Here is a 22,905-nt window from a genome sequence, read left to right as displayed (position 1 = left end):
CGTGATGATGGGAGGGCGGGTCGCGGAGGAGCTGTACCTGAAGAAGGTGACCACCGGCGCCGGCAACGACCTGGAGCAGGCGACCGACATGGCCCGGCGCATGGTCTGCGAGTGGGGCATGAGCGAGACGATGGGCCCGCTCACCTTCGGCAAGAAGGAGGAGCAGATCTTCCTCGGGCGCGAGATCGCGCAGCACCAGGACTACAGCGAGAGCACCGCCTCGCTCATCGACAAGGAAGTGAAGCGCCTGGTCCTCGAGGGCTACGAGAGGGCGCGCGACATCCTCTCCACCAGCGCCGACACGCTGCATCGCATCGCGCGCGCCCTGCTGGAGTACGAGGTCCTCAACGGAGAGGAGGTTCTCCGGGCCATGCGCGGCGAGGAGATTGCTCCGCAGCGCGAGCGGCGCCCGCGCCGGCCGTCGCCCGAGACGCCGACCCGACCCGAGCCGGAGAGGGCGCGGGATGGCCGCGGCGAGGCCCCGGTCATCTCCACCGATCCCCTGAAGCAACCCGGATAAGGTCCGACAGCTCACGATTCATCCCAACGTCCGCGTCCTTTCGAGCGACACCCGTGTCGCGTCCCCGCAACAAGAGCAATCCGACCTTCGTCCTGCTGGAGGATTTGGTTTCTCCACCCAATCCTCTGCGCGCCGCGGCGATCGGGCTGGCCCCCACCTTCCCGGACCACGGAACCATCAGCCTTTTCCTGCGCTTTCAAGGAATCTCTCCTGTTGACGCCCGCCGTCTCGCGAAAGCGGTCCGGCGTTGCGGCGGCTGGAGCGAATCCCGGCATTCCGAGAGCTCTCTTTCCGCCGGCTTGCCTCCCTTCTCTCGCGCCGCCTTCGTGGAGGAGCTGGAGAGAAAGGCCGACTCCGAGGTCCCGCTCACGGCGGAAATCCTCCAGGCATTGCGCGCCGCGCGCCGCGAAGATCGTCTGTGGAAGCTTCCCGGACGCACACTGCGCCTGAGAGAAGAATGCCTGATCCAGGGAATCCTCAATGTGACCCCCGATTCGTTCCACGACGGAGGGCGATGGGCCACGCCGCGGCGCGCCATCGCGCGTGGCCTGCAGATGGAGGAAGAAGGTGCCGCCATGATCGACGTGGGAGGCGAGTCGACCCGTCCCGGCTCCCTGCCGGTCTCCGTGGACGCGGAGCTGCGCCGGGTGATGCCGGTGATCGAATCCCTCCGGAGTAAGCTGCGGATTCCGATCTCGATCGACACGACCAAAGCAGAGGTTGCCAGGCGCGCGGTCCAGGCGGGAGCCTCGGTCATCAACGACGTGAGCGGACTGACTTTCGATCCTGCCATGGCCGGGATCGCCGCCGAGCATCGCTCCGGCTTGATCCTCTCGCACATCCGCGGCCGCCCGCGGACGATGATGCGCAAGCCGAGGTACCGCCACCTGGTGCCCGAGGTCGTTGGCTTCCTGCAGGAAAGCGTGCGTGCAGCCCGCGTCGCGGGCGTGGCGGCCGAGTCGATCCTGGTGGATCCCGGCCTCGGCTTCGGCAAGACCGCGGTCCACAATCTCCTCCTTCTGCACTACCTGCGGGCGCTGCACTCCACCGGCTGTCCCATTCTCGTCGGGGCCTCGCGCAAGTCTTTTCTTCGCCGGATTCTCGGGGAAGGAGAGGACCGGAGGCTGTATGGCAGCCTGGCGGTCGCGGCCGTGGCGGCCATGCAGGGGGCGGCGGTGCTGCGGGTTCACGACATCGCGCCGACCGTCGCGGTGCTTCGCGTCGTGCAGGCCGTCCGGCACTCGGCGCTGGAGGCTCGAGGCCGCGGACGGCGCGACAAGCAAGCGGTTCACCCTGCCGCGTCTCGCGCCGTGAAGTGGTAGACTACCGGGTCAATTCAATGCGTGAGTGGCCGGCAATCCCCGAAACGCCTGAGTGCAACAGAGGCGCCGCACCGCGGCTGGGAGCTCGATGCGCCATCTTTTCGGAACCGACGGCATCCGCGGCGTAGCCGGCGAATATCCGCTCGACGCGGCCACCGTGGAGCGCATCGGCCTGGCACTCGGATGGACCCTGCGCGAGGAGGAAGGCATCGATGCCCCGCGGGTCCTGCTCGGCAAGGACACGCGCGAATCGGGGGCCGGGCTCGAGGCCGCCCTGGCCCGCGGCCTCGGGTCGGCCGGAGCGGCAGTGAGCCTGGCCGGAGTCGTCTCCACTCCCGCCGTCGCCTTCATGACGGTCTCCGGCAGGTTCGACGCCGGGGTCGTCCTTTCCGCCTCCCACAATCCGTACCGCGACAACGGCATCAAGGTCTTCTCACACCAGGGCATGAAGCTTCCCGACGCGGAAGAGCTCGGGATCGAGAAGCGCATCCTGGGCGAGGGGTTCAACCCGCCGCGCCGCGCCGCTCCGCCCCCTGCGGGGGCCGAGGATCTCCTGGAAGGCTACCTGGGGTTCCTGGCGCGCAGCGTGGGCGGTGGACGTCCCTTTGCCGGCCTGCGCGTCGCGCTCGATTGCGCGCATGGCGCCACCTGCGCCATTGCCCCCGAGATTTTCGCGCGCCTCGGCGCGGAATCTTTCGTGATGGGAAACGAGCCCGACGGAAAGAACATCAACGCAGGATGCGGCTCGCTCCATCCGGAAGCCCTGGCCGCGATGATACGTGACAAGTCGGCCGACATCGGGTTCGCCTACGACGGAGACGGCGATCGCGTCATCCTGCTCGACGGCTCGGGCCGTACCCTGGACGGCGATTTCATCCTCTATCTGGCGGCGTTGGACCTGAAAGAGGCCGGGAAGCTGGCGGGCGACACCGTCGTGGCGACGGTAATGAGCAATCTCTGGCTGGAAAAGGCCCTCGCGGCACTGGGAATCAGCATGTTGCGCGCGCCGGTGGGCGACAAGTACGTGCTGGAGGAGATGCTGCGAGGCGGCTTCAGCCTGGGCGGCGAGCAGTCGGGCCACATCATCTTCCTGGGCGATGCGACGACCGGGGACGGCGTGCTGACGTCGCTGAAGATTCTGGACCTGCTGCGGCGCCGGAGAATGGATCTGTCGGCCTGGGCCTCGACGGTGACCCGCTGTCCGCAGGTGCTGCACAACGTGCGGGTCGCCTCGAAGCCGCCGCTGGAGAGCGTGGCGGAAATTCGCGAAGCGGTGGAGCGGGCCGAGCGCGACCTGGCCGGGGCCGGCAGAGTGCTCCTGCGCTATTCCGGGACGGAGCCGATCCTGCGGGTCATGGTGGAAGGCGAGGACGAATCGCGCATCTCCCGGACCGCCTCCGAGCTGAAGGAGCTGGTGGCCGCGCGGCTGGGCGGGCCCGGCGCCGGATCGTCAACACCGTAATCAGGAGAGCGAGCATGAGACTGGGCGTCAATGTGGACCATGTGGCGACGCTGCGCGAGGCACGCCGGACGGACGAGCCCGATCCGGTGACCGCCGCGGCGCTGGCGGAGCTGGCCGGGGCCGACCAGATCACCGTGCACCTGCGGGGCGATCGCCGCCACATCAAGGAGCGCGACCTCGACGTGCTCCGCCGCACGGTCCAGACACGCCTGAACGTGGAGATGGCCGCCACCGAGGAGATGGTCAAGATCGCCGCGACCGTCAAGCCGGCCTGCGTCACCCTGGTGCCGGAGCGCCGCGAGGAAATCACCACCGAGGGGGGGCTGGACGTGATCCTGAACCAGAACCACCTCAAGCGCATCGTGACGGCGATGCGCGAGAGCGGCCTGACGGTCAGCGTCTTCGTGGATCCCGACTTCGATCAGCTGAAGGCGGTCAGCAAGATCAACGCCGGCGTGATCGAGATCAACACCGGGCTCTACGCCGCCGCCCGGACCGACGAGCTGCGCTCCCTGGAGCTGGCCAAGGTCATGAACGCCGCGCGCGCCGGCCGCAAGCTCGGGCTGCGCGTGGCCGCCGGGCACGGCCTGACCTACCGCAACGTGCACCCGATCGCAACCCTCGAGGAGATCGAGGAGCTGAACATCGGGCATTCGATCATCGCCCGCGCCGCCCTGGTCGGCATGGAGCGCGCCGTGCGGGAGATGAAGGACCTCCTCCCTGGAAACCGGGGCCTGCCTCTCCCATAATGGGGGCGAGGTGATTGCTCCATGGGGCTTCCCCCCGACAACCTGAACCCCAATCGCCGGCTCCGCCGGGCCGCCGCCGCCCTGATCGCCGCCGCGTTGGCCGGAGCCCTGCCCTCCCCTGCCTCCGCCGTGACCGCCATGGCGGCGCGGAATACCGCCTTCAAACTGCAGACCGAGGCGATGAAGCTCTACAAGGAGGGGAGCTACAAGAAGGCGATCGAGGAGCTGCGCCAGGTCACCAATCTCTCCCTCAACTCCTTCCTCGCCTATTTCTACCTGGGGCTGGCGCTCTCCGCCGACCGGCAGTACGGCGAGGCGCTCGAGCCGCTGAAAATCGCCCTCGATCTGGAGCCTTCCCACATCCAGGCCCACATCGCGCTCGGCGACGTCTACCTGAAGCTGGGGGATCTCTCCGAATCCAAAGCCGAGTACCTGCGCGCCCTGACGCTTCAGGAAAGCTACGCCGCGGCGCACGACGGGTTGGGAAAGGTCTATGAAGCGCAGGGGGACGATGATCGCGCCATCGAGGAGTACCGCAAGGCGCTCGAGATCAACGTCGCCTATCCCGACGCCTACGCCAACCTGGGCGAGCTCTATCTGCGGCGGGCGCGCCTGGACGACGCCATCGAGCTGTTCCTCAAAGCAATCCAGGTGAAGCCCGATTTCGCCGTGGGCTACAGCCGCCTCGGCATCGCCTACAGCCGTCTCGGGCTGATCAATCAAGCGGTGGCCGCCATCAACCGTGGCAAGGAAATCGCCCCCTCCGATCCGCTCCCCTATCTGTCGCTGGGGCGAATTTTTCTCGACCAGGGGAACCTGAATCGGGCCGAATCGGAAATCGAGGCGGGGCTGGTGCGCGATCCGGGCGGCCACGAAGGTTGGCTGCTCAAATCGCGCTTGCAGGTGGCGCGCGAGGATCTTCCCGGCGCCATCAAGACACTCGAAGAAGCGCTCAAGACCGACCTGCGCGAAGCGCAGGGTCGCAAGGAGCTGGAAACGGCCCACGCCGACTACCTCGCCACCCAGGAGAAGCTGGGACAGCTGCTGGCCACCATCAGCACCTCGCCACAGGATGCGCGCCCCTACCTGGATCTTGCATCGCTGCTCTCCAGCGCGGGAGCGAGCGAGAAGGCGGTCGAGGCGGCGCGCCGCGCCGTGGAGCTGAACCCCGATGCGGCCACCCGCGCCAAGCTGGGCTATTACCTGATGAAGGCGGGCCACAGCGCCGAAGCGGTCGCGATCCTCAAAGATGTCGGCGAGGAGGGTCCGCCCGGCTCCCTGCTGAACCTGGGCGTGGCGCAGGCTTCCCTCGGGCAGGATGATGCGGCCGTCGCCTCGTATCAGAAATATGTCGCGAAGCACCCGAAAGACCCGCTTCCTTATCTCTACCTCGGCAACAGCCTCTTTCGTCTCGGAAAAGCGCAGGAGGCGCGCGCCGCCTACCAGTCGTACCTCGACCTCTCCCCCGAGGAGAAAGCCGGAAAGGTCCGGCGACTCCTGCAGGTCCTCACCGGATCGGAGGTCACGCCGTGAGGGGCCGCGGATGGCGCATCCTCGGCATGATGGTGGTGCTCCTGTCGCTGGCCCCCTTGCGGGCCCAGGAAGAATCGAAGCGCAAGGGATTCGAGATCGCCATCACCTCGCCCGCCAACAATGAGTTCGTCCTCGGTAGAACGGAGATCACCGCCGAGGTGAAAGCATCCGATCCCTCGGCGGTCGAGAAGGTCGAATTCTACGTGGACGACAAGCTCATCTTCATCGACAAAGAGCCGCCTTATTCCTGCTTCTACGATTTCGGCACCGACCCGCGCTCTTACGTGCTGAAGGCCAAGGCGACCCACAAGGAAGGGGTGACGGTCACCGCCACGGTGATCACCCGGCGCGTCTTCCTCAACTACCAGGTCAACGTGAACCGCGTCGTCCTCTTCGCCACCGCCCAGGATACCGACCGCCACTTCGTCCTCGACCTGAAGCGCGAGGACTTCAAGGTCGAGGAGGACGACAAGGTCCAGAATATCCTCGACTTCAATCGCGAGGAGAAGCCGGTGGTCATGTGTCTCCTGCTGGACAGCAGCGGCAGCATGCAGGGGAGGATGGACAAAGTCCACATCGCCGCCGGCAAGTTCATCGATTCGCTCAAGCCGGAGGACCATGCGCTGGTCATCGACTTCGACGAGAAGGTCTTCCTCCTGCAGGATTTCACCGACGATCGGAAGGCCCTGAAGGAGGCGATCGACAGCACCACGGCCGAAGGAGGCACCGCCCTGTACGACGCCGTCTACGCCGCCTTCCGCAAGCTGAAGGACCGCACCGGCCGGCGCGCCATCGTCATCCTCTCCGATGGCGAGGACACCAACAGCAAGTTCTCTTTCCAGCGGGTGCTCGAGGCCGCCAAGACGAACGAGGTGATGATCTTCTCCATCGGATTGGGGGTGTCGTTCCTCGACGTCGCCACCCATTCCGTGCTCAAGAACCTCGCCGAGGAGACCGGGGGGCGGGCCTTCTTCCCCGGGAAAGTGGAGGATCTTGAAGAGGTCTATCAGCAGATCGCCGAGGAGCTCCGCAGCCAGTACTACATCGCCTATTCCCCGTCGAACGACGACTGGAACGGAAAGTGGCGCAAGATCAAGCTGACCTCGCCGCAGCACAAGAGCCTGGACATCCGGACGCGCAAGGGGTACTACGCCGTGCGGCGGCCCCTCGGCGGGGCGCCCCAGGCGTCGAAGTGATCAGGGCGACGGCGGGGTGTAATCGGGCGGGACGGGACGCTCCTCCGGAATGAAATCGGTCGGACGTCCCTGGAAGCGCAGCGGGTACTCCACCAGCGAGAGGTTCAGGACCAGCCCCCATTCCTTGGTCACGAAGACCGGCTTCAGCTCCATCGTGACGTAGCCGGGCGAAGCGACCAGCGCCTTGTAAGTGCCCACCGGCACCTGATCGATCTTGACCTTCCCCTCGCGCCCCGTCTGGACCCGGAAGGAGGCGCCGGTCGCGGGGTTGACCAGGCTGACCAGCGCGTCGGGAATGGGTCGCTTGTCCTTGTCGGTGATCGTCCCGACCACCTCTTTCAGGACCACCTCGCCGGTGGGGGCTTCGTAAATGACCGGCGAGCCTTGCCCCTCGAGGAGCGGTCCGGCGGGCAGCGTGAAATCGACGATGTTGCGGAAGGGGGGCTGGACGACGATCCCCTTCTTGATCTGGCTCTGGTAGCCGGAGCCGCTCACCTCGATGTTGTAGCTCCCCGCCTCCAGGTCGGAGAAGCCATAGACCCCCTTGCCGTCGGTGTTGGTGACGTCGACCACTCCCAGCTGGGGAGAGCTGAGACGCACCAGGATTCCGGGGACCGCGCCGCCGGCCAGATCCTTGATCGTCCCCCGAATCCTTCCGAGCAGCGCAGCCTGGAGGGGGTCGGCAAGGACGAGCGTCAGGGCCGCGCCGAGCGCGAAGCCCCCGAGGAAGCCGGCCCGGGATCGATTTCTTGGATTGGAATCATGAGCTCGCGAAGCCATCGGAACTCGAAGCTAACACACGCTCCCGAGGGTGTCAAAGAAGCTCCGGAGCGCTTCGCGGCCGACTGCATGCTCGGCCGATTGGCGCGCTGGCTGCGGCTTCTGGGGCATGACGTCGCCTATTTCAGAACCATTCGTGATGAGGAGCTGGTGGACTTCGCCCGGCGTGAAGGAAGGAGGATCCTGACGCGCGATACCCGTCTCGTCCAGCGCCGGGCCGCCCGCGACGCCATCCTGATTCACAGCCACGCTCTGGAAGAGCAGCTCGAGGAGATGCTGCCGTATCTAGGCGGAAGCCTCGCCTTCCCGGCCGCCGGCACCCGGTGCACCGTCTGCAACAAGTCGATGCTGGTGCTCGACCGGGCCCTGGCGAAGAGCCGGGTTCCTCCCTACGTCTTCCAGACCCAAGCCTCGTTTCTGGAGTGTCCTGAGTGCCGGCGTGTCTACTGGAGCGCCACCCATGTCAGGGGAATCCGACGCCGCCTCAGGAAAGTGGCGGACCCGGACGAGCCTTGACACCTCTTCGGAGCCGAGGCTAGAATGACCCGCCTTTTCGACCGAAACAGTGTAGAAAGCGGCGTTTCCGCCGTGGTCTCCCGGAAGAGGGACGGGACGGCCCTGGGGGGCAGTTAGCTCAGCGGTAGAGCACCTGCCTTACACGCAGGGGGTCGCCGGTTCGAATCCCGCACTGCCCACCAAATCTGCCTTTGGTGCGAAGAGGTCAGCCTGCCTGAGTCGTCTTGCGGGGTCGTAGTTCAGATTGGTTAGAACGCTGGCCTGTCAAGCCAGAGGTCGCGGGTTCGAGTCCCGTCGGCCCCGCCATTCCAGCCACTTTCAAAGCCTGACGGTTTGTCGCTGATTCCACCTTCCCGGCATTTCTGGCCGGAATGGATCTCCCCACATCTGGGCTAGGAACGAACCCTGCCTCCCTGTCCGTGATCGCGAAGCTGTTTTCGGAAATCGGATGAAAGCGATCTAGCGGGAAACTGCCACTGACCTGATGACGTTGAAGTCCACCCCGGAGTATCCATACTCGCCGACATCCAGGGTCTGGAAAACCGGCCGGGTCACGAGCGTGAAGCCCGGTTTGGCGGCCAGGAGAATGCGGTACTTGCCGCGCGGCGGCAGATCGAAAGAGAAGCTCCCGTCGGGGGCCGGCGCCACGCGCCCCTTCTCCTTCGTGATGCTGTCGGGGCCATAGAGGACAACCCAGGCCACGGCAGAAAGATCTCCCGCGATCTGTCCCTTCAGCTGGGCAGCCTCCACCTCCTCCAGCGCCGCCTCTTCCGGAGAAACCGCGCGGGGCCTGGTGACCTCCCGAGGCACCACCACGGGCTTGTCGGTGATCTGCGCCGTGGAGCCGTCGGATGCCCGCATCCCTGGAGCCGAGGCCTTGATCTCATCCCGGGCAGGTGCCGGCGGGCTCTTCGAATCGCCTGCCGGGACCGGCGGTGCCGGCCCACCGGGAGTGTCACCCGGCAACATCCCGCTCTTCGCGGTAGCGGGTGCCGCCGAAGGGTCAGAGACAAGTCCCGGCTGGGAAGGTCTTGTCTGGCCGCTGGCCGAGGTGGGAGATGTCTTCGAGGCAGACACGCCGTCGGATGGCTGCCCGCCTTCGGCGACCGGGCGCAGCGGCTCTTCTTGCGGTCCGCTGCCGCCAAGGGGCGGAGCATATCCTTTGTCCTGGGCAACCAGCTTGCCGCGCGGCCCCTTCGGCTTCTCCGCCGCGTCGACCTGCGCCAGAAGCGTCCTGACCTGCACATCCTCCTCGGGCCACAGGCCGGCAATCTTTCCCTTCGTCGCGTCGATGATCACCAGGACGTCGAGACCGCGTCCCGCCGCCACCGCGAATCTTCCGTCGGGCGAGAAACCGAACCGGTCCACGTGAGAGGGGGGCTCGAGGACTCGCGAAGCGTCGTCCTCGCGGGCTGCCTGCTCCCCTTCGGCCGGCTTGCGTGGCTCCTTGGGAAAGATCGCGACGCGCGCGTCCCGCAGAGAATAAATGTGCCCCTGGCGCGGGCGAACCTGTATCCGAAAGTTGCGTCCCGGGGATCGGAAGAACCAGGACGCGGTCAGAGGAGAGGTCGTGAAGCTCTGGATTTTGCCGTCCAGCCCTACGAAAGCACGGCTCCCGTCCGCCGACAGCGTCACATCGTAGCCCGCGGAGGGAAGACGATAGGTGGAGGCCACCTGGCTCTTCCCCAAATCCACCGCCAGCAGGTCCCAGTTTCCCTCGCTCGGATCGGCCTCGTCTCCTTTGCCGGGACGATGGCTGATGACATAGGCCGTGTAGCCGTCGGGAGAGACGGCGAGTCTTTCTCCGTTGCCTGGAATCTCGACGCGCCCGAGGGGGGCCAGGCTCGCCGCCGAAAGAACAAGGAGCTGGCTGCGCTTCCCTTTCTCGGAGGAAGTCGCCGCCAGAAGCCGGTCGCCGCCGGGAAAGGGGGCCAGGGCATTGACTCTTTCATAAGGAAGAGGGACCTCGGTCGCCTGTCCGGTGTCGGGATCGAAGCGCAGCGCAGGCTCGGCGGGACAGCCGGGGCAGAGAATCCGCTGGCCGTTTCCTCCCAGGAGGACGGCGCGCAGGCGGGTGGCCGGATCGGGCTCCCCGGCCGGGGCTTCGGAAGCCGCACCGGCATGGATGGCACCCACCAGGAGCAACAGCGCCATGGAGGCGAATCGACGCGTTCCTGCGCCGGCAAGCGTCCGAATGCGGCCGCCGGCGCCGCGTCCGGCGCAGCTCGCTCTGGAAATGGGATGCCACGCGCGCTTCATGTGGGTAGGGTAACGAGCTTGGATGGGAAGGTCAATGAGGGAAATGCCAGGTTCGCGGATATGCAGCAGCAGGTTCAGGGTCCCCAGCCGCAGGCATCCAGGCAGTTCACACAGACATCCAGCTTATCCGTTCCCGGAGTGTAATGGCCGTCGCGATCCATGTCGCGATACGCGAAGCTCACACCGACCATGTATTGTCCTCCCTGGGCCGGAACCCAGACCGACAGGAACTGGACGCACATCCCCGCATCGGTCGTGATGCTGGCGGCAGCCCTTGCGGGCGGAGTCGTGACCCCCTTTCCGGAGCTGTCCCGGTCCCCCAGGTCCAGGAAGGCGTCGCCCGTGCTGAAGGGTGGGAACAGAGCCAGCAGGAGGGCCGAAACGGCGATCAATCGATAAGGATTGCGGGTTCTCATATTTCCCCCCAATGAATCCCCGAAGCGCATTTGCCTCGCATATACCCCCAAGTTCCAGGCAGGTCAAGGATTATTCGGGGTACAAAACGAAAGCGGGGAGGCCTTTCGGCCTCCCCGCAGGAGTATTTTCGGATTCTCCGTGGAGGGATTCGCCCCGGTCGGGATCTAGTATCCGCGCGGCGGACCGCTGCGTCGCGGGCCTCCTCCCCCTCCTTCTCCGGCAGGTCGAGGACGCGCCTCGTTCACGTTCAGCGCCCTCCCCCGAAGATCTTTCCCGTTCAACGAGCGCATCGCGGACTCGGCCTCTTCTTTGGAGGGCATCTCCACGAAGCCAAATCCCTTGGACTGCCCGCTGAACTTGTCCATGATCACGTTTGCGGATGCAACCTGGCCAAAAGCCTCGAAGGCTTGGCGAAGCTCATCATCCGTGACCTGGTACGACAGATTCCCGACGTAGATCCTCACGCCACGCTCCTGCTCGAAAGGCCTTGCATTTGAAGAACGAACAGACTGAAGGAACTCCTTTAGCTGCCCACAGCGGGGCCGAATATACCACAAAAGATCAGGGGTCCAGTCAAGCATCTTGGCGGCGCAAAGTTTTGCGATTACAGCATAAAAGACCTTCAAAATCCTGCGGTTACAAGGTTTCTAACGTAATCGCCCCGACACTGCTTATTTTCGTGTACAGGTGTGAGCCGGGATCATGGAAAGGGGTCTTGCCCCTCCCGCGTGAGGGTGACTAAACCTTGCGGCTTGAAACAGATCCCTCCGGACATTAAGTTTTTTTAAGCCGGCATCCGGCTTGACGGCCGCGAAGAACGTGTGGAGAATGACCCACCGCGGTCGGAGGAGAACCGACCGTGCGGGTTTCTCCAAAGACCTCTCGAGAAGCGGGTGACATGCAGACCGAACCTGGCCGTTCGGGCTCCACCCTGGCGGCTGGCTCGGAGCTCCGCCTCGGTATCCCGGGCTTTCAATTCAACGATCTCTTCCTGACCGATCGCCTGCGCGATCTCGCGCAGCGCTTCGAGTCCGGTGTCGAGTCCTCGGATCCTGCCCTGCTGCAGGAGTGGCGCGCCTACCGGGCCGCGCCCGATGCGACGCCTCCGAAGAAGCTCTCCGAACTCCTCGTCCGCATGGCTCCCCACCTGAGCGAGTTCCTGGGCCGCCTGTTCGGCATCGAAGAGGCGATGCGCGGACTGCGCAGCGCCACGCGCGAGCAGGATCCGATCTTCCGCTTCAAGGTCGACTTCCTGCGCCGGCGCGTTCAGAAGAACATCCGGCCGGAGCACCTTCCCCTGCTGCACCATGAAGAGGTGAGCGCCTGTGTCTCCCGGCTTATCCAGGAAAGCCCCGATGCCGAGCTGGCGTTGGCGGGCCTCGCCTGCGAGCTGATGGACCTCGAAGCTGCTCTGTCGGCGGGAGCCGTCGAAGCGGGTGCCGTCCTGCGTCCCGACATCGTCGCGCGTGCCCGTCAGTTCAGGGCCCGCCTCTCGGGTATCGCCGATCCGCCGCCCCGCCTGGCGGCGCTGGTGCGCGTGGAGGGGGAGCCGGGAGACTCCGACCTGAAGACGGCGCGCGGGTTGCTGCAAATCCTGGAGGAATGGTGCGGCGCCCGGCTGCTCGACGCGGCCCGGGGCGCCGAGGTGGCCCACTGGGTCTCCTTCCGCTTCCCGCATGCCCTCGATTTCGAGCACCTGGTCCATACCTCCCGGCCCATGGAAAACCCGGACGAGCCCTTCATGACCGCGGCTCCGGGACAGCTGCGGCGGCGCGATGGATTCAAGCTCACCGATGCACGCATGGACGCCCGCGAGGTCCTGGGAGAGGTGAACTACTGCGTCTTCTGCCACGAGCGCGACAAGGACTCCTGCTCGAAGGGGATTCAGAAAGACGGCCACTTCAAGATCAACCCTCTCGGCGTCCCCGTGAAGGGCTGCCCCCTGGACGAGAAGATCTCGGAGATGCACTTCCTGCGCCGCGACGGAGACTCGATCGCCTCTCTGGCCCTGGTCATGATCGACAATCCGATGTGCCCGGGGACCGGACATCGAATCTGTAACGACTGCATGAAGGGATGCATCTACCAGACGCAAGACCCGGTGAACATCCCGCAGATCGAGACACGCGTCCTGACCGAGGTCCTGCATCTTCCCTGGGGAGTGGAGATCTACGGACTGCTGACGCGCTGGAACCCGCTGAACGTGCGCCGCCCTTACGCGCTTCCCTACAACGGCAAGAATGTGCTGGTGGTCGGTATGGGTCCCGCCGGCTATACCCTGGCGCAGCACCTGCTGAACGAAGGCTTCGGCGTGGTGGCGGTGGACGGGCTGAAGATCGAGCCGCTGCCCGCCACCTGGATCGGCTCGCTCGGCTCGCCCCCGGAGCCGATACGCGACTTCTCGTCCATCTCCTCGGAGCTCGACGAGCGCATCCTGGCCGGGTTCGGCGGCGTTTCGGAGTACGGCATCACGGTGCGCTGGGACAAGAACTTCCTGACGCTGGTGCATCTGACGCTGATGCGCCGCGAGCGGTTCCGGGTCTATGGCGGGGTCCGCCTGGGAGGCACTCTGACCCTGGAGGATGCCTGGGAGCGCGGCTTCCATCACGTGGCAATTGCCGCCGGCGCGGGCCGTCCCACCATCATTGAGATGAAGAACAACCTGATCCGGGGGATTCGCAAAGCTTCGGATTTCCTGATGGCGCTGCAGCTCACCGGGGCGTTCAAGCGCGACTCGCTGGCCAACCTGCAGGTGCGCCTGCCGGCGGTCGTCATCGGCGGCGGACTGACGGCCATCGATACGGCCACCGAGCTGGCCGCCTACTACCCGGTGCAGGTCGAGAAGGCGCTGGAGCGCTTCGAGGTCCTCGCGGGGAAGGAAGGCGAGCAGGCGGTCTGGTCCCGGCTGGATGTGGAGGAGGCGGCGACGCTGCGCGAGTTCCTGGAGCATGGCCGGGCGGTGCGGGCCGAACGCAGGCGCGCCGCCGCGGCGGGCGAAGTCCCGAATCTTCTGGGCCTGGTGCAGGAATGGGGCGGCGTCACCCTGGCCTATCGCAAATCGCTCACCGACTCCCCCGCATACCGCCTGAACCATGAAGAGGTCGCCAAGTGCCTCGAGGAAGGGATCACTTTCGCGGAATGCCTCGATCCGGTGGAGGCGATACCCGACGAGCACGGCGCCATCCGGGCGCTGCGCTTCCACGTCATGCAAAAGCGCGGCGGCAGGTTCGCCCCTTCGGGCCGCGATCTGACCCTGGCCTGCCGCAGCCTCATGGTGGCCGCCGGGACCACGCCCAACATCACCTACGAGAAGGAGCACCCGGGGACCTTCATGAAGGACCCGCAGGGGAAGTTCTTCCAGGCGCACCGCGCCGAGCGCGGCGCCGATGGGCGGATCCAGCTGGAAAAAGTGGAGAGCGGCACCGGCTTCTTCACCTCCTACGAGAAGGAAGGCCGGCTGGTCTCCTATTACGGCGACAACCATCCCGTTTACGCCGGCAGCGTGGTGCGCGCGATGGCTTCCGCCAAGGACGGCTTCCCCCACGTGGTGCGGCTGTTCGCGGAGGAGATCGCTCAGCTCGATCCCGCGGCGCAGCAGGAGCGTGATCACGCCTTCGGCTCGCTCGTGCAGCGGCTCGACGAGGAGCTCGTCGCGAAGGTTCACCAAGTCGTGCGGCTGACGCCGACCATTGTCGAGGTCATCGTGCGCGCGCCGCTGGCGGCCCGGAAGTTCCACCCCGGCCAGTTCTACCGGCTGCAGAGCTTCGAGGCCTGCTCCCCGAAGGTGAACGGCGCCCGGCTGAGCACCGAGGGGATCGCGCTCACCGGCGCCTGGACCGATCCCGCCGCCGGGCTGTTGAGCCTGATCGTCCTGGAGATGGGGGTCTCCTCGCGTCTGTGTGCCGCCATGCGGCCGGGAGACCCGGTGGTGGTGATGGGGCCGACCGGGACGCCGACCGAGATCCCGAAGGACGAGCCGGTCCTGCTGCTGGGCGGCGGACTGGGAAACGCGGTGTTGTTTTCCATCGCGCGCGCGCTGCGCGACAACGGCTGCCGCGTGCTCTACTTCGCAGGCTACAAGCGGGGGGAGGACCTGTTCAAGCGGGAGGAGATCGAGGCCTCGACCGACCAGGTCATCTGGAGCACCGACGCCGGCGCCGCGGTGGAGCCTCGGCGCCCGCAGGATCTCCATTTCCGCGGCAACATCGTCCAGGCGATGGTCCAGTATGCCCAGGGGAAGCTGGGAGAAACGCTGGTGCCGCTCTCCTCGGCGACGCGCCTGATCGCCATCGGCTCCGACCGGATGATGGCGGCGGTGAAGGAGGCCCGCAAGGGAGTCCTGGCCCCCTATCTGAAGCCCGATCACATCGCCATCGGATCGATCAATTCGCCGATGCAGTGCATGATGAAAGAGATCTGCGCCCAGTGTCTGCAGAAGCACGTCGATCCGGCCACCGGACAGGAGACCCATCCGGTGTTCTCCTGCTTCAATCAGGACCAGCCGCTGGACGAGGTGGACTTCCCGAACCTCTCCGCCCGACTGAAGGCGAACACCGTCGCCGAGAAGCTCTCCAACCTCTACCTCGATCATCTTTTCAAGCTGTCCGACATCCCGCGCGTCTGAGCCGGTCGGTGGTTGAGAATCCCCCAGACCCTGGGTTAGACTCACGCCAACAGCTCGACTCTCCGGTATGCCTTCGTCTCAAGCGTGCGGGATCCTTGCGCTGCCGGGCGCTTCGATCTCTCGAGAGGATTGGGAGAGCCGTGAAAGAGATCTTGCGGGCCGGTACGTCCGCCTCCGCGGCGCCGTCCCGGGCCTGCAGCCTGTGTGGCGAGGCACCGGCCCCGGTGCGTCTTCCCTTCGCGGTGGGACGGCACGACACTCCGCCGAAGGCCAGAGAGTACCGGTCCTTTTTCTTCGGCCGCCGGCGCAAGAAGTTCACGCAGCGGCACCGCTGGGTCTGGTATATCCTCTGGCTCTGCCGCCGCTGCGGCAGCGAGTCGCCTACCGACCGGCTCTGGAAAGTGATCCAGGCCCATCCCGGCACCCGCAAGCTCGTGGACGAGGGCTATTTCGAGACGAGGCTGGGTCCCGAGTTCGACGGCGAGGAGGGAGACGTGACCTTCACCGAGGAGCCCGTGGCATGAGACCCGCCGCCGCATGAAGCTGGTCACCATCGAAGAGCGCCCCTTCAACGCCGAAACCCCGCTCGCGGAGATGGCACGCGAGATCACCCCGACCGCTAACTTCTACGTCCGCTCCCATTTCGACATGCCGCGGCTCGACGCCGCCGGACACCATCTCTCGGTCGAAGGGGCGATTGAAAGGCCCCGCGCCTGGTCCTTATCCGAGGTCCGCTCCCTGCCGCGGCACACGATTACCGCCACCCTGGAGTGTGCCGGTAACGGGCGGACGCGGCTCGAGCCTCCGGTACCCGGAGTGCGCTGGGGCTTCGGGGCCGCCGGCACCGCCTCTTTCGCCGGAACGTCCTTGCACCATCTTCTCGATGGCAGCGGCGTCCGCGGGTCCGCGGTCGAGGCGCTGTTCGTCGGCGCCGATCGCGGCGCAGTGGCGCCGGGCCGCATCGTCGCCTTCGAGCGCAGCCTGCCGATGGAGCTGGCGCGGCATCCCGACACGCTGCTGGCCTGGGAGATGAACGGCGAGCCTCTGACCGTGGAGCACGGGGCCCCGCTGCGGCTCGTGGTGCCCCGCTGGTACGCCGTCGCCTCGGTGAAGTGGCTCACCCAGGTGCGGCTCCTCGAGATCCCCTTCTCGGGCCACTTCCAGGACGAGAAATATGTTTACGAGCGGGAGCACGGAACCCCGGAGAAAACGCCGGTGTCCACCATGCGCGTCCGGGCGGTCATCGCCCGCCCCGCGGAGGGGACCCGGCTCCCCCGAGGCGTGACCGAGATTGCCGGCACTGCCTGGTCGGGCGACGGGCGGGTGGAGCGCGTGGAGGTGAGCGTCGACGGCGGGAAGAGCTGGTGCGAGGCCGCCCTCGGAAGGGCGGTCTCCGAGCATGCCTGGGTCCCCTGGAAGCTCTCGTGGAATTTCACGGCTCCGGGCCACTGCCTGCTGATGGCCCGGGCCACCGACGCCTCGGGCCAAGGCCAGCCCATGGAATCGTCCTGGAACGCCCAGGGGTACGGCAACAACGTCGTGCATCAGGTTCGCGTGGAGATCCTCTGAGGCGCTTCGCCGCTTTGGTGCTGGTTCTCGGGTCGGCCCTGCTCGTGCTGGCTGCGAATCCGCCGGCCGGAACGAGCGAGCCCGCACCCGCGAACCTGGAACCCCTTTCAGAGCAGACGCAGCCGACAGCGCAGCCCGCTCCGGCCGGCCCCAAGGCTTTCGATCCCGAAGCCGAGACCGAAGCCTATCTCGCCCGGCTGACTCCCGAGCAGCGCCGGCGCTCCGACGCCTACTTCGAGGGAGGCTACTGGCTGCAGCTGTGGGATTTCCTCCTGAACGTCGGAATTGCCGGGCTGCTCCTCGCCACGGGGCTGTCGGCCGCGCTTCGGGATCGGATCGAGCGCTGGACCGGACGCTTCTGGCTGCAGGCCCTCCTCTATTCCCTGGTCTACATCCTCGTTTCCGCCCTCCTGACGTTTCCGATGACGCTCTACGAGGGATTCTTCCGCGAGCATCAATACGGCATGTCCAACATGACCTTCGCCGCCTGGATGAAGGACGCGTCGATCGGGCTCGGGGTGGGGCTGGTCCTGGGGGGAACGGCGCTGACCGTCCTGTACGGCGTGCTGCGGCGCACGCCGCGGACCTGGTGGCTGTGGGGCTCCGCCGTGGGCCTGGTCTTCTCCACGCTCCTCACCCTGATCTATCCGGTCTTCATCGCGCCGCTGTTCAACCAGTTCACGCCGCTCCATGACGCCGCGCTGCGGGACGACATCCTGTCGCTGGCGCGCGCCAACGGCATCCCCGCCACCGACGTCTACCAGGTCGACGCCTCGCGCCAGACCAAGCGGGTGAGCGCCAATGTCAGCGGCTTCCTCGGCACGCTGCGGATCTCGCTCAACGACAACCTTCTCAACCGCTGCTCGCGCGCCGAGATCCGCGAGGTCATGGGACACGAAATGGGGCACTATGCCCTGCACCACGTCTATGAAGGGATTCTCTTCTTCGCCGTCGTCATCGTCGCCGGCTTCGCCTTCCTGCGCTGGTCCTTCGACCGGGTCCTGCGCGGCTTCGGCCGGAGCTGGCGAATCCGCGGCGTCGCGGACCCTGCCGGCATGCCTCTCCTGTCGGCGCTGCTGGCGGTCTATTTCTTCGTCCTCACCCCCGTGATCAACACCCAGACGCGCGTTGACGAGGCGGAGGCCGACCTGTTCGCCCTCAATGCCGCTCGCGAGCCGGAGGGCGCGGCGGAGATCGCCCTCAAGCTCGGCGAATACCGCAAGCTGGCTCCGGGCCCGCTGGAGGAAGCGATCTTCTTCGACCATCCCAGCGGGCGCAGCCGCATCCGGATGGCCATGCGCTGGAAGGCCGAGCAGATGCGCGAGGCGCCGCGGTCCGCTCCGAACCCCGCACCTTAACCCTCCGTTACAGCCGCGGCGACACCCGCCCCGCAGAGACGCGGTGTGTGTTACACTCTGCACTCTCGAAAAAGACCGACAGGGCAGGGGTTTTGCGCATGGTCCGGGGATTCGTGCTCCAGCCCACTTACCGCATCGAAGGCGGCCGTCCGATCGTCTACCTGTTCGGCAAGCTGGAGACGGGCGAGACCTTCCTGGTGCGCGACAGCCGCTGCACCCCTTATTTCTTCGTGCGCCGCGACGACGCCGCGCGCGCCTGGACGCTCGGGGCCGATCGCCAGGGCGAGACCGAATACACGACGCTCACCGGTGAGCCGGTGACCCGCATCGAGGTCCCCGCTCCGCCCGACACCGTGCCGCTGAGGGATCGGCTGCACGGCGCCGGCATCCCGACCTTCGAAGCCGACGTCCGCTTCGCCATCCGCAGCCTGATCGATCGAGGCCTGCGCGGCTCGGTGGCCATCGAAGGCCCGTTCCGCAGCGGCAACCGCGTCTCCCGGCTGTTCGACAATCCGGCGCTCGCCGCCTGCGACTTCCGTCCAACGCTGAAAGTCCTGTCGATCGATTTCGAGACCGACCCCAAGGGAACGCGCATCCACTCGGTGGCGCTGCACGCCCCCGGTTTCGAGGAAGTGCTCCTCGCCGTCCCGGCGATCGGCAAGCGGGTCCATGCCGCCGTCTACTGCGGCACCGAGAAGAACCTGCTGCTGCGCCTCGCCGAGGCGCTGCGCCACTACGATCCCGACGTCATTACCGGCTGGAATCTGATCGACTTCGATTTGACCGTGCTGAACCAGCGCATGCAGGAGCACCGCGTCTCCCTGGAGCTGGGCAGGATTCCCGGACCGCTCAAGATCACCCGCGACAGCTCCTTCTGGGGCGCCTCGCGCGCCGACCTTCCCGGGCGCATGGTGCTGGACGGCATCCAGCTCCTGCGCGGCGCCTTCGTCAAGCTGGAGGACTACAGCCTGGAGACCGCGGCGCGCACGCTGCTGGGCGAGGGGAAGACCCTGTCCGGTCCTGCCCGGCACGAGGAGATCGAGCGGCTGTTCCGCGAGGACCTGGAGGCCTTCGTGGAGTACAACCTCACCGACGCCCGCCTGGTCGCCCGCATCCTGCAGAAGACCCAGCTGGTGGAGCTCGCCGTGGAGCGCAGCCTGCTGACCGGCATGCCGCTGGACCGCGTCTCCGGCAGCATCGCCTCGTTCGATTTCCTGTATCTCTCCGAGATGCGCAAGCGCGGCCTGGTGGCGCCCACCGTGACCGCCGCGGCGGAGCCGGAGCCGACGCTGGGAGGCGCGGTCCTCGAGCCCGTCCCGGGGATCCACGAGAACATCCTGGGATTCGACTACAAGAGCCTTTACCCCAGCCTGATCCTGACCTTCAACATCGATCCGGCCGGGCTGCTCGTCGGCCCGTCGGGCGAGATGGATCCGATCCAGGCCCCCAACGGCGCCCGCTTCCGCCGCGACAGCGGCATCCTCCCGGAGATCCTCGCGCGCCTGATCCCGCGCCGCGAGGCGGCGAAGCGCTCGGGCGACCTGCTGGCCTCGCAGGCCATCAAGATCCTGATGAACTCCTTCTACGGCGTCCTCGCCACTCCCGCCTGCCGCTTCCATTCGGCGCCGGTGGCCAACGCCATCACCCACTTCGGCCAGTCGATCCTCCTGTGGACCAAGCAGCACGTCGAGGCGCTGGGCCATCGGGTGCTGTACGGCGACACCGACTCGCTGTTCGTCGAAAGCAACGCCGCCACCCCCGAGTTCGCGGCGAGGGTGGGCGCGGAGCTGTCGGAGCGCATCAACCGCGATCTCGCCCGCCACCTGCTCGCCACGCACCGGGTGGCCAGCCGGCTCGAGCTGGAATTCGAGAGGCTGTACCTGAAGCTTTTCCTGCCGGCGATGCGTCACGGCACCGCCGGGGCGCGCAAGCGATACGCCGGCTGGGTCGAGGAGAAGGGAATCCGCCGGGTCGTGTTCGTCGGCATGGAATCGGTGCGCAGCGACTGGACCGACCTCAGCAAGGAGTTCCAGAAGGGGCTGTTCGAGCGGGTGTTCCGCGGCGAGCCGGTGGAGGAGTTCGTGCGGGCGTTCGTCGGCAGCCTCAAATCAGGCGAGCAGGACGAGCTGCTCGTCTACCGCAAGTCGCTGCGCAAGCCGCTGGACCAGTACACCGAGACCACGCCCCCGCACGTCAAGGCGGCCCGGCTGTTGCCCGCCGCTCCCGGTCGGCGCATCGCCTATGTCATGACGCTGGCCGGACCGCAGCCCGACGGGCACCGCGACAGCCCAATCGACTACGAGCACTACATCGCGAAGCAGATTGGCCCGGTGGCCGACGCATTGCTCAGCCAGCTCGGCAGCTCCTTCAGCGCCGTGATGGGAGAGGAAAGGCAGCTCGACCTCTTCTGATCCAGCCGCACTCCCGGCTCCCGCTCAGAGTAGAATGGCGCCGCAGCGTGGCTTCTGGGAGCCGGCATGCGTTGGTCCAATCTCCCCCTCATCGCTTACCTCCGGAGAATCCGCCCCGGCGAGAAGCGGTTCCTCGCGCTGGTGCCGCTGACCGGCCTGGCCACCGGCTTCGCCGCCGTCGGGATCGTGCGCCTCATGGCGCTGGTCCAGAAGCTGTTCTGGGGAGGCGGCCGCGATCTCCTGGAATGGGCGCAGAAGGCGACGCCGCTGCACCGCGTCGGGGCGCTCGCCGCCGGCGGCGTCATCATCGGCTTCATCGTCTTCCTCGCCGGACGCTCGGTGCGCGGACACGGCACCACCGGGATCATCGAGGCGGTGACCAAGAGCCGCGGCTACATCTCCCTGAGCCGCACCCTCACCATGGCCGCCTCCACCATCGTCACCGTGGGCTGCGGCGGCTCGCTCGGCCGCGAAGGGCTGCTGATGCGGGTCGGCGCCGCCATCGGGTCGATCGCGGGGCGGCGCTCCACCACCACCGGGAACCGGCTCAACATCCTGGTGGGCTGCGGCACGGCGGCGGGCATTGCCGCCGCCTACAACGCGCCGATCGGCGGCGCGCTGTTCGCCCTGGAGGTGGTGCTGGGGAACTTCGCCCTGGAGAGCTTCGGTCCGATCGTCGTCGCCTCCGCCATGGGGACGATCGTGTCGCGCGGGCTGCTGGGGAACTATCGCGCCTACAGCCCGCCGCCGGTGCAGATGCTGGTCTCCGGCTGGGAGATCGGCCACTACCTGCTCATGGGCACCCTGCTGGGACTGGCCTCCGTCGTGTTCATCCTGGCGCTGCGCGCCGGCGAGAAAGGTTTCGACAAGGTGCGCCTTCCCGACTGGGCCAAGCCGGCCCTGGGCTTCACCCTGGTGGGCGTGCTGGGAATCGGCTTCCCGCACGTCTACGGCAACGGCTACGACACGGTGAACCTCGTCCTGCGCGAGGGGCTGCCGCTGCAGCTCATCCTCCTCCTGCCGTTCCTCAAGCTCGCGGCCACCGCGCTGACGCTCGGATCGGGCGGCACCGGAGGGCTGTTCACGCCGACGCTGTTCGTGGGCTCGGTGCTGGGGTCGGCCTACGGCTCCTGGTGCCATCACATCTTTCCCGACGTGACGGCCGGACCGGGAGCCTACGCGCTGGTGGGCATGGGGGCGATGATCGCCGGCACGACGCAGGCGCCGCTGACCGCCATCCTGACCATCTTCGAGCTGACCGGCGACTACGAGACGATCCTGCCGCTGATGATCTGCTGCACCGTGGCGCTGCTGGTGAGCCGCCTGGTGCACCCTCATTCCATCTACACGCTGCCGCTGGCGGACCGCGGCGTCCGGCTGGGGGGCCGCACCGAGGAGCTGGTGATGGACACCATCGAGGTGCGCGACGTGATGCGCCAGGGCGCCGCCCCGATCCTCGACACCGAGCCGCTGGAGGCGGTGGTCAAGCGGCTCCTTCACGAAGGGCGCAAGGAGCTGTTCGTGGTGCGGGAGGACGGTCGCTTCCGTGGCGCCATCACGCTGGCGGATCTCACCGAGTACATCGCCCAGCCCGAGGCCTTGCAGACGGTGAAGGCGGGGGACGTGACCTATCCCGACGTCCCGGTGCTGCAGTTCTCCGACCGCCTCAGCGACGCCATCGCCCACTGGTCGCAGGTAAGCCGTGATCGCCTTCCGGTGGTCGACGGGCTGGAGACCCGGCGCTACATGGGAGAGCTGTCGGCCGGGGACATCATCTTCCTGTACAGCCAGGAGGTCCTGGGTCGGGAGAAGCGGCTGGCACGCTTCGACCGGCCCACGGAAGGAGGGCGCCCCGAAACCACCTACGTCGAGCTCCCCAAGGAATACGTGGTCGCGCAGGTGAAGCTGCCCGACACCTTCCAGGGCACCACGCTGCGGGACCTCGACGCGCGCCGTCGCTTCGGCGTCAACGTCGTCGAGGTCAAGCGCAAGGTCGGCAGCGACAACGAGCACCGGCTGATCCCGGGTCCCGACACTGAGCTGCGCGCCGGCGACGGCCTGATCGTCGTCGGACGCCCCGCCGACATCGCCCACCTGGCCGATCCGGCGCGACTGGCGGAAGCTCGCGAGGCGCCGGTGACGCCGGCCCCCGTGCAGGAAATCCCCGCCGAATCGCCCAAGCGCTGAAG

General features: G+C 66.9%; 17 protein-coding genes and 2 tRNA genes. 15 read left to right on the top strand and 4 right to left on the bottom strand.

Annotated elements, in window-relative coordinates:
* The 6 genes from VFW45_05665 to VFW45_05640 all read left to right on the top strand — a co-directional run.
* The coding region (locus VFW45_05665; GenBank protein ID HEU5180256.1) for a cell division protein FtsH at nt 1-520 on the top strand (520 nt) is incomplete at its 5' end.
* Nucleotides 521-573: 53 nt separating this feature from the next.
* Nucleotides 574-1,842 (top strand): dihydropteroate synthase, encoded by a 1,269-nt coding sequence (gene folP / locus VFW45_05660; protein HEU5180255.1) that lies wholly within the window; start codon nt 574-576, stop codon nt 1,840-1,842.
* Nucleotides 1,843-1,930: 88 nt separating this feature from the next.
* Nucleotides 1,931-3,304 (top strand): phosphoglucosamine mutase, encoded by a 1,374-nt coding sequence (gene glmM, locus VFW45_05655; GenBank protein ID HEU5180254.1) that lies wholly within the window; start codon nt 1,931-1,933, stop codon nt 3,302-3,304.
* Between the two features lie 14 nt (nt 3,305-3,318).
* A complete protein-coding gene (locus VFW45_05650) occupies nt 3,319-4,053 on the top strand; it encodes a pyridoxine 5'-phosphate synthase (protein HEU5180253.1) in 735 nt (244 codons plus the stop codon).
* 21 nt (nt 4,054-4,074) lie between these two features.
* Nucleotides 4,075-5,586 carry a tetratricopeptide repeat protein gene (locus VFW45_05645; GenBank protein ID HEU5180252.1) on the top strand — a complete coding sequence of 504 codons (1,512 nt, stop codon included), beginning with the start codon at nt 4,075-4,077 and terminating at the stop codon, nt 5,584-5,586.
* Complete coding sequence (locus tag VFW45_05640) at nt 5,583-6,782, top strand: VWA domain-containing protein (GenBank protein HEU5180251.1); 1,200 nt, start codon at nt 5,583-5,585, stop codon at nt 6,780-6,782. The genes VFW45_05645 and VFW45_05640 overlap by 4 nt, the downstream gene beginning before the upstream one ends.
* Here VFW45_05640 and VFW45_05635 read toward each other — a convergent pair whose 3' ends face one another.
* Nucleotides 6,783-7,562: a carboxypeptidase-like regulatory domain-containing protein gene (locus VFW45_05635; protein ID HEU5180250.1), complete on the bottom strand. Its 780-nt coding sequence runs from the start codon at nt 7,560-7,562 to the stop codon at nt 6,783-6,785.
* Between VFW45_05635 and VFW45_05630 the strand changes: the two genes are divergently transcribed.
* The 3 genes from VFW45_05630 (at nt 7,545) to VFW45_05620 (ending at nt 8,384) form a co-directional block, all read left to right on the top strand.
* Nucleotides 7,545-8,078, top strand: coding sequence for a Mut7-C RNAse domain-containing protein (locus VFW45_05630; protein ID HEU5180249.1), 534 nt, complete (start codon nt 7,545-7,547; stop codon nt 8,076-8,078). The two genes, VFW45_05635 and VFW45_05630, sit on opposite strands and share 18 nt — an antisense overlap.
* A 107-nt stretch (nt 8,079-8,185) precedes the next feature.
* A tRNA-Val gene (locus VFW45_05625) sits at nt 8,186-8,260 on the top strand.
* Nucleotides 8,261-8,306: 46 nt separating this feature from the next.
* Nucleotides 8,307-8,384 (top strand) — tRNA-Asp (locus VFW45_05620).
* Between the two features lie 153 nt (nt 8,385-8,537).
* Here the strand turns inward: VFW45_05620 and VFW45_05615 are convergent.
* The 3 genes from VFW45_05615 to VFW45_05605 form a co-directional block, all read right to left on the bottom strand.
* Complete coding sequence (locus tag VFW45_05615) at nt 8,538-10,232, bottom strand: hypothetical protein (protein ID HEU5180248.1); 1,695 nt, start codon at nt 10,230-10,232, stop codon at nt 8,538-8,540.
* Between the two features lie 179 nt (nt 10,233-10,411).
* Nucleotides 10,412-10,753 (bottom strand): hypothetical protein, encoded by a 342-nt coding sequence (locus VFW45_05610; GenBank protein ID HEU5180247.1) that lies wholly within the window; start codon nt 10,751-10,753, stop codon nt 10,412-10,414.
* 165 nt (nt 10,754-10,918) lie between these two features.
* The gene (locus VFW45_05605; GenBank protein HEU5180246.1) at nt 10,919-11,218 is read right to left on the bottom strand and encodes an RNA-binding protein; all 300 of its coding nucleotides are present in this window, start codon (nt 11,216-11,218) and stop codon (nt 10,919-10,921) included.
* 434 nt (nt 11,219-11,652) lie between these two features.
* Between VFW45_05605 and VFW45_05600 the strand changes: the two genes are divergently transcribed.
* From VFW45_05600 to VFW45_05575, 6 genes are all read left to right on the top strand, one after another.
* Entirely contained in the window at nt 11,653-15,378 is a 3,726-nt protein-coding gene (locus VFW45_05600) for an FAD-dependent oxidoreductase (GenBank protein HEU5180245.1), read from the top strand.
* Nucleotides 15,379-15,518: 140 nt separating this feature from the next.
* Nucleotides 15,519-15,902, top strand: a complete 384-nt coding sequence (locus VFW45_05595) for a hypothetical protein (protein ID HEU5180244.1) — start codon at nt 15,519-15,521, stop codon at nt 15,900-15,902.
* A 13-nt stretch (nt 15,903-15,915) separates the two neighbouring features.
* Nucleotides 15,916-16,947 carry a sulfite oxidase gene (locus VFW45_05590; GenBank protein ID HEU5180243.1) on the top strand — a complete coding sequence of 344 codons (1,032 nt, stop codon included), beginning with the start codon at nt 15,916-15,918 and terminating at the stop codon, nt 16,945-16,947.
* Nucleotides 16,948-16,964: 17 nt separating this feature from the next.
* The gene (locus VFW45_05585; GenBank protein ID HEU5180242.1) at nt 16,965-18,305 is read left to right on the top strand and encodes a M48 family metallopeptidase; all 1,341 of its coding nucleotides are present in this window, start codon (nt 16,965-16,967) and stop codon (nt 18,303-18,305) included.
* 98 nt (nt 18,306-18,403) lie between these two features.
* Complete coding sequence (locus VFW45_05580; GenBank protein ID HEU5180241.1) at nt 18,404-20,716, top strand: DNA polymerase II; 2,313 nt, start codon at nt 18,404-18,406, stop codon at nt 20,714-20,716.
* Between the two features lie 66 nt (nt 20,717-20,782).
* On the top strand, nt 20,783-22,903 hold the full coding sequence (locus tag VFW45_05575; GenBank protein ID HEU5180240.1) for a chloride channel protein: 2,121 nt from the start codon (nt 20,783-20,785) through the stop codon (nt 22,901-22,903).
* Nucleotides 22,904-22,905 lie beyond the last annotated feature (2 nt).

The organism is Candidatus Polarisedimenticolia bacterium, assembly GCA_035764505.1.
Taxonomy (GTDB): Bacteria; Acidobacteriota; Polarisedimenticolia; order Gp22-AA2; family AA152; genus AA152.
This window is presented reverse-complemented; position numbering and strand designations above follow the sequence as displayed.

Excerpts from the sequence above, each read along its gene's own strand:
- VFW45_05635 (HEU5180250.1), bottom strand. The coding sequence starts at position 7,562 with ATGGCTTCGCGAGCTCATGATTCCAATCCAAGAAATCGATCCCGGGCC.
- VFW45_05580 (HEU5180241.1), top strand. The coding sequence starts at position 18,404 with ATGGTCCGGGGATTCGTGCTCCAGCCCACTTACCGCATCGAAGGCGGC.
- VFW45_05650 (HEU5180253.1), top strand. The coding sequence starts at position 3,319 with ATGAGACTGGGCGTCAATGTGGACCATGTGGCGACGCTGCGCGAGGCA.
- VFW45_05610 (HEU5180247.1), bottom strand. The coding sequence starts at position 10,753 with ATGAGAACCCGCAATCCTTATCGATTGATCGCCGTTTCGGCCCTCCTG.
- glmM (HEU5180254.1), top strand. The coding sequence starts at position 1,931 with ATGCGCCATCTTTTCGGAACCGACGGCATCCGCGGCGTAGCCGGCGAA.
- VFW45_05590 (HEU5180243.1), top strand. The coding sequence starts at position 15,916 with ATGAAGCTGGTCACCATCGAAGAGCGCCCCTTCAACGCCGAAACCCCG.
- VFW45_05575 (HEU5180240.1), top strand. The coding sequence starts at position 20,783 with ATGCGTTGGTCCAATCTCCCCCTCATCGCTTACCTCCGGAGAATCCGC.
- VFW45_05630 (HEU5180249.1), top strand. The coding sequence starts at position 7,545 with ATGAGCTCGCGAAGCCATCGGAACTCGAAGCTAACACACGCTCCCGAG.
- VFW45_05615 (HEU5180248.1), bottom strand. The coding sequence starts at position 10,232 with ATGGCGCTGTTGCTCCTGGTGGGTGCCATCCATGCCGGTGCGGCTTCC.
- VFW45_05645 (HEU5180252.1), top strand. The coding sequence starts at position 4,075 with ATGGGGCTTCCCCCCGACAACCTGAACCCCAATCGCCGGCTCCGCCGG.
- VFW45_05600 (HEU5180245.1), top strand. The coding sequence starts at position 11,653 with ATGCAGACCGAACCTGGCCGTTCGGGCTCCACCCTGGCGGCTGGCTCG.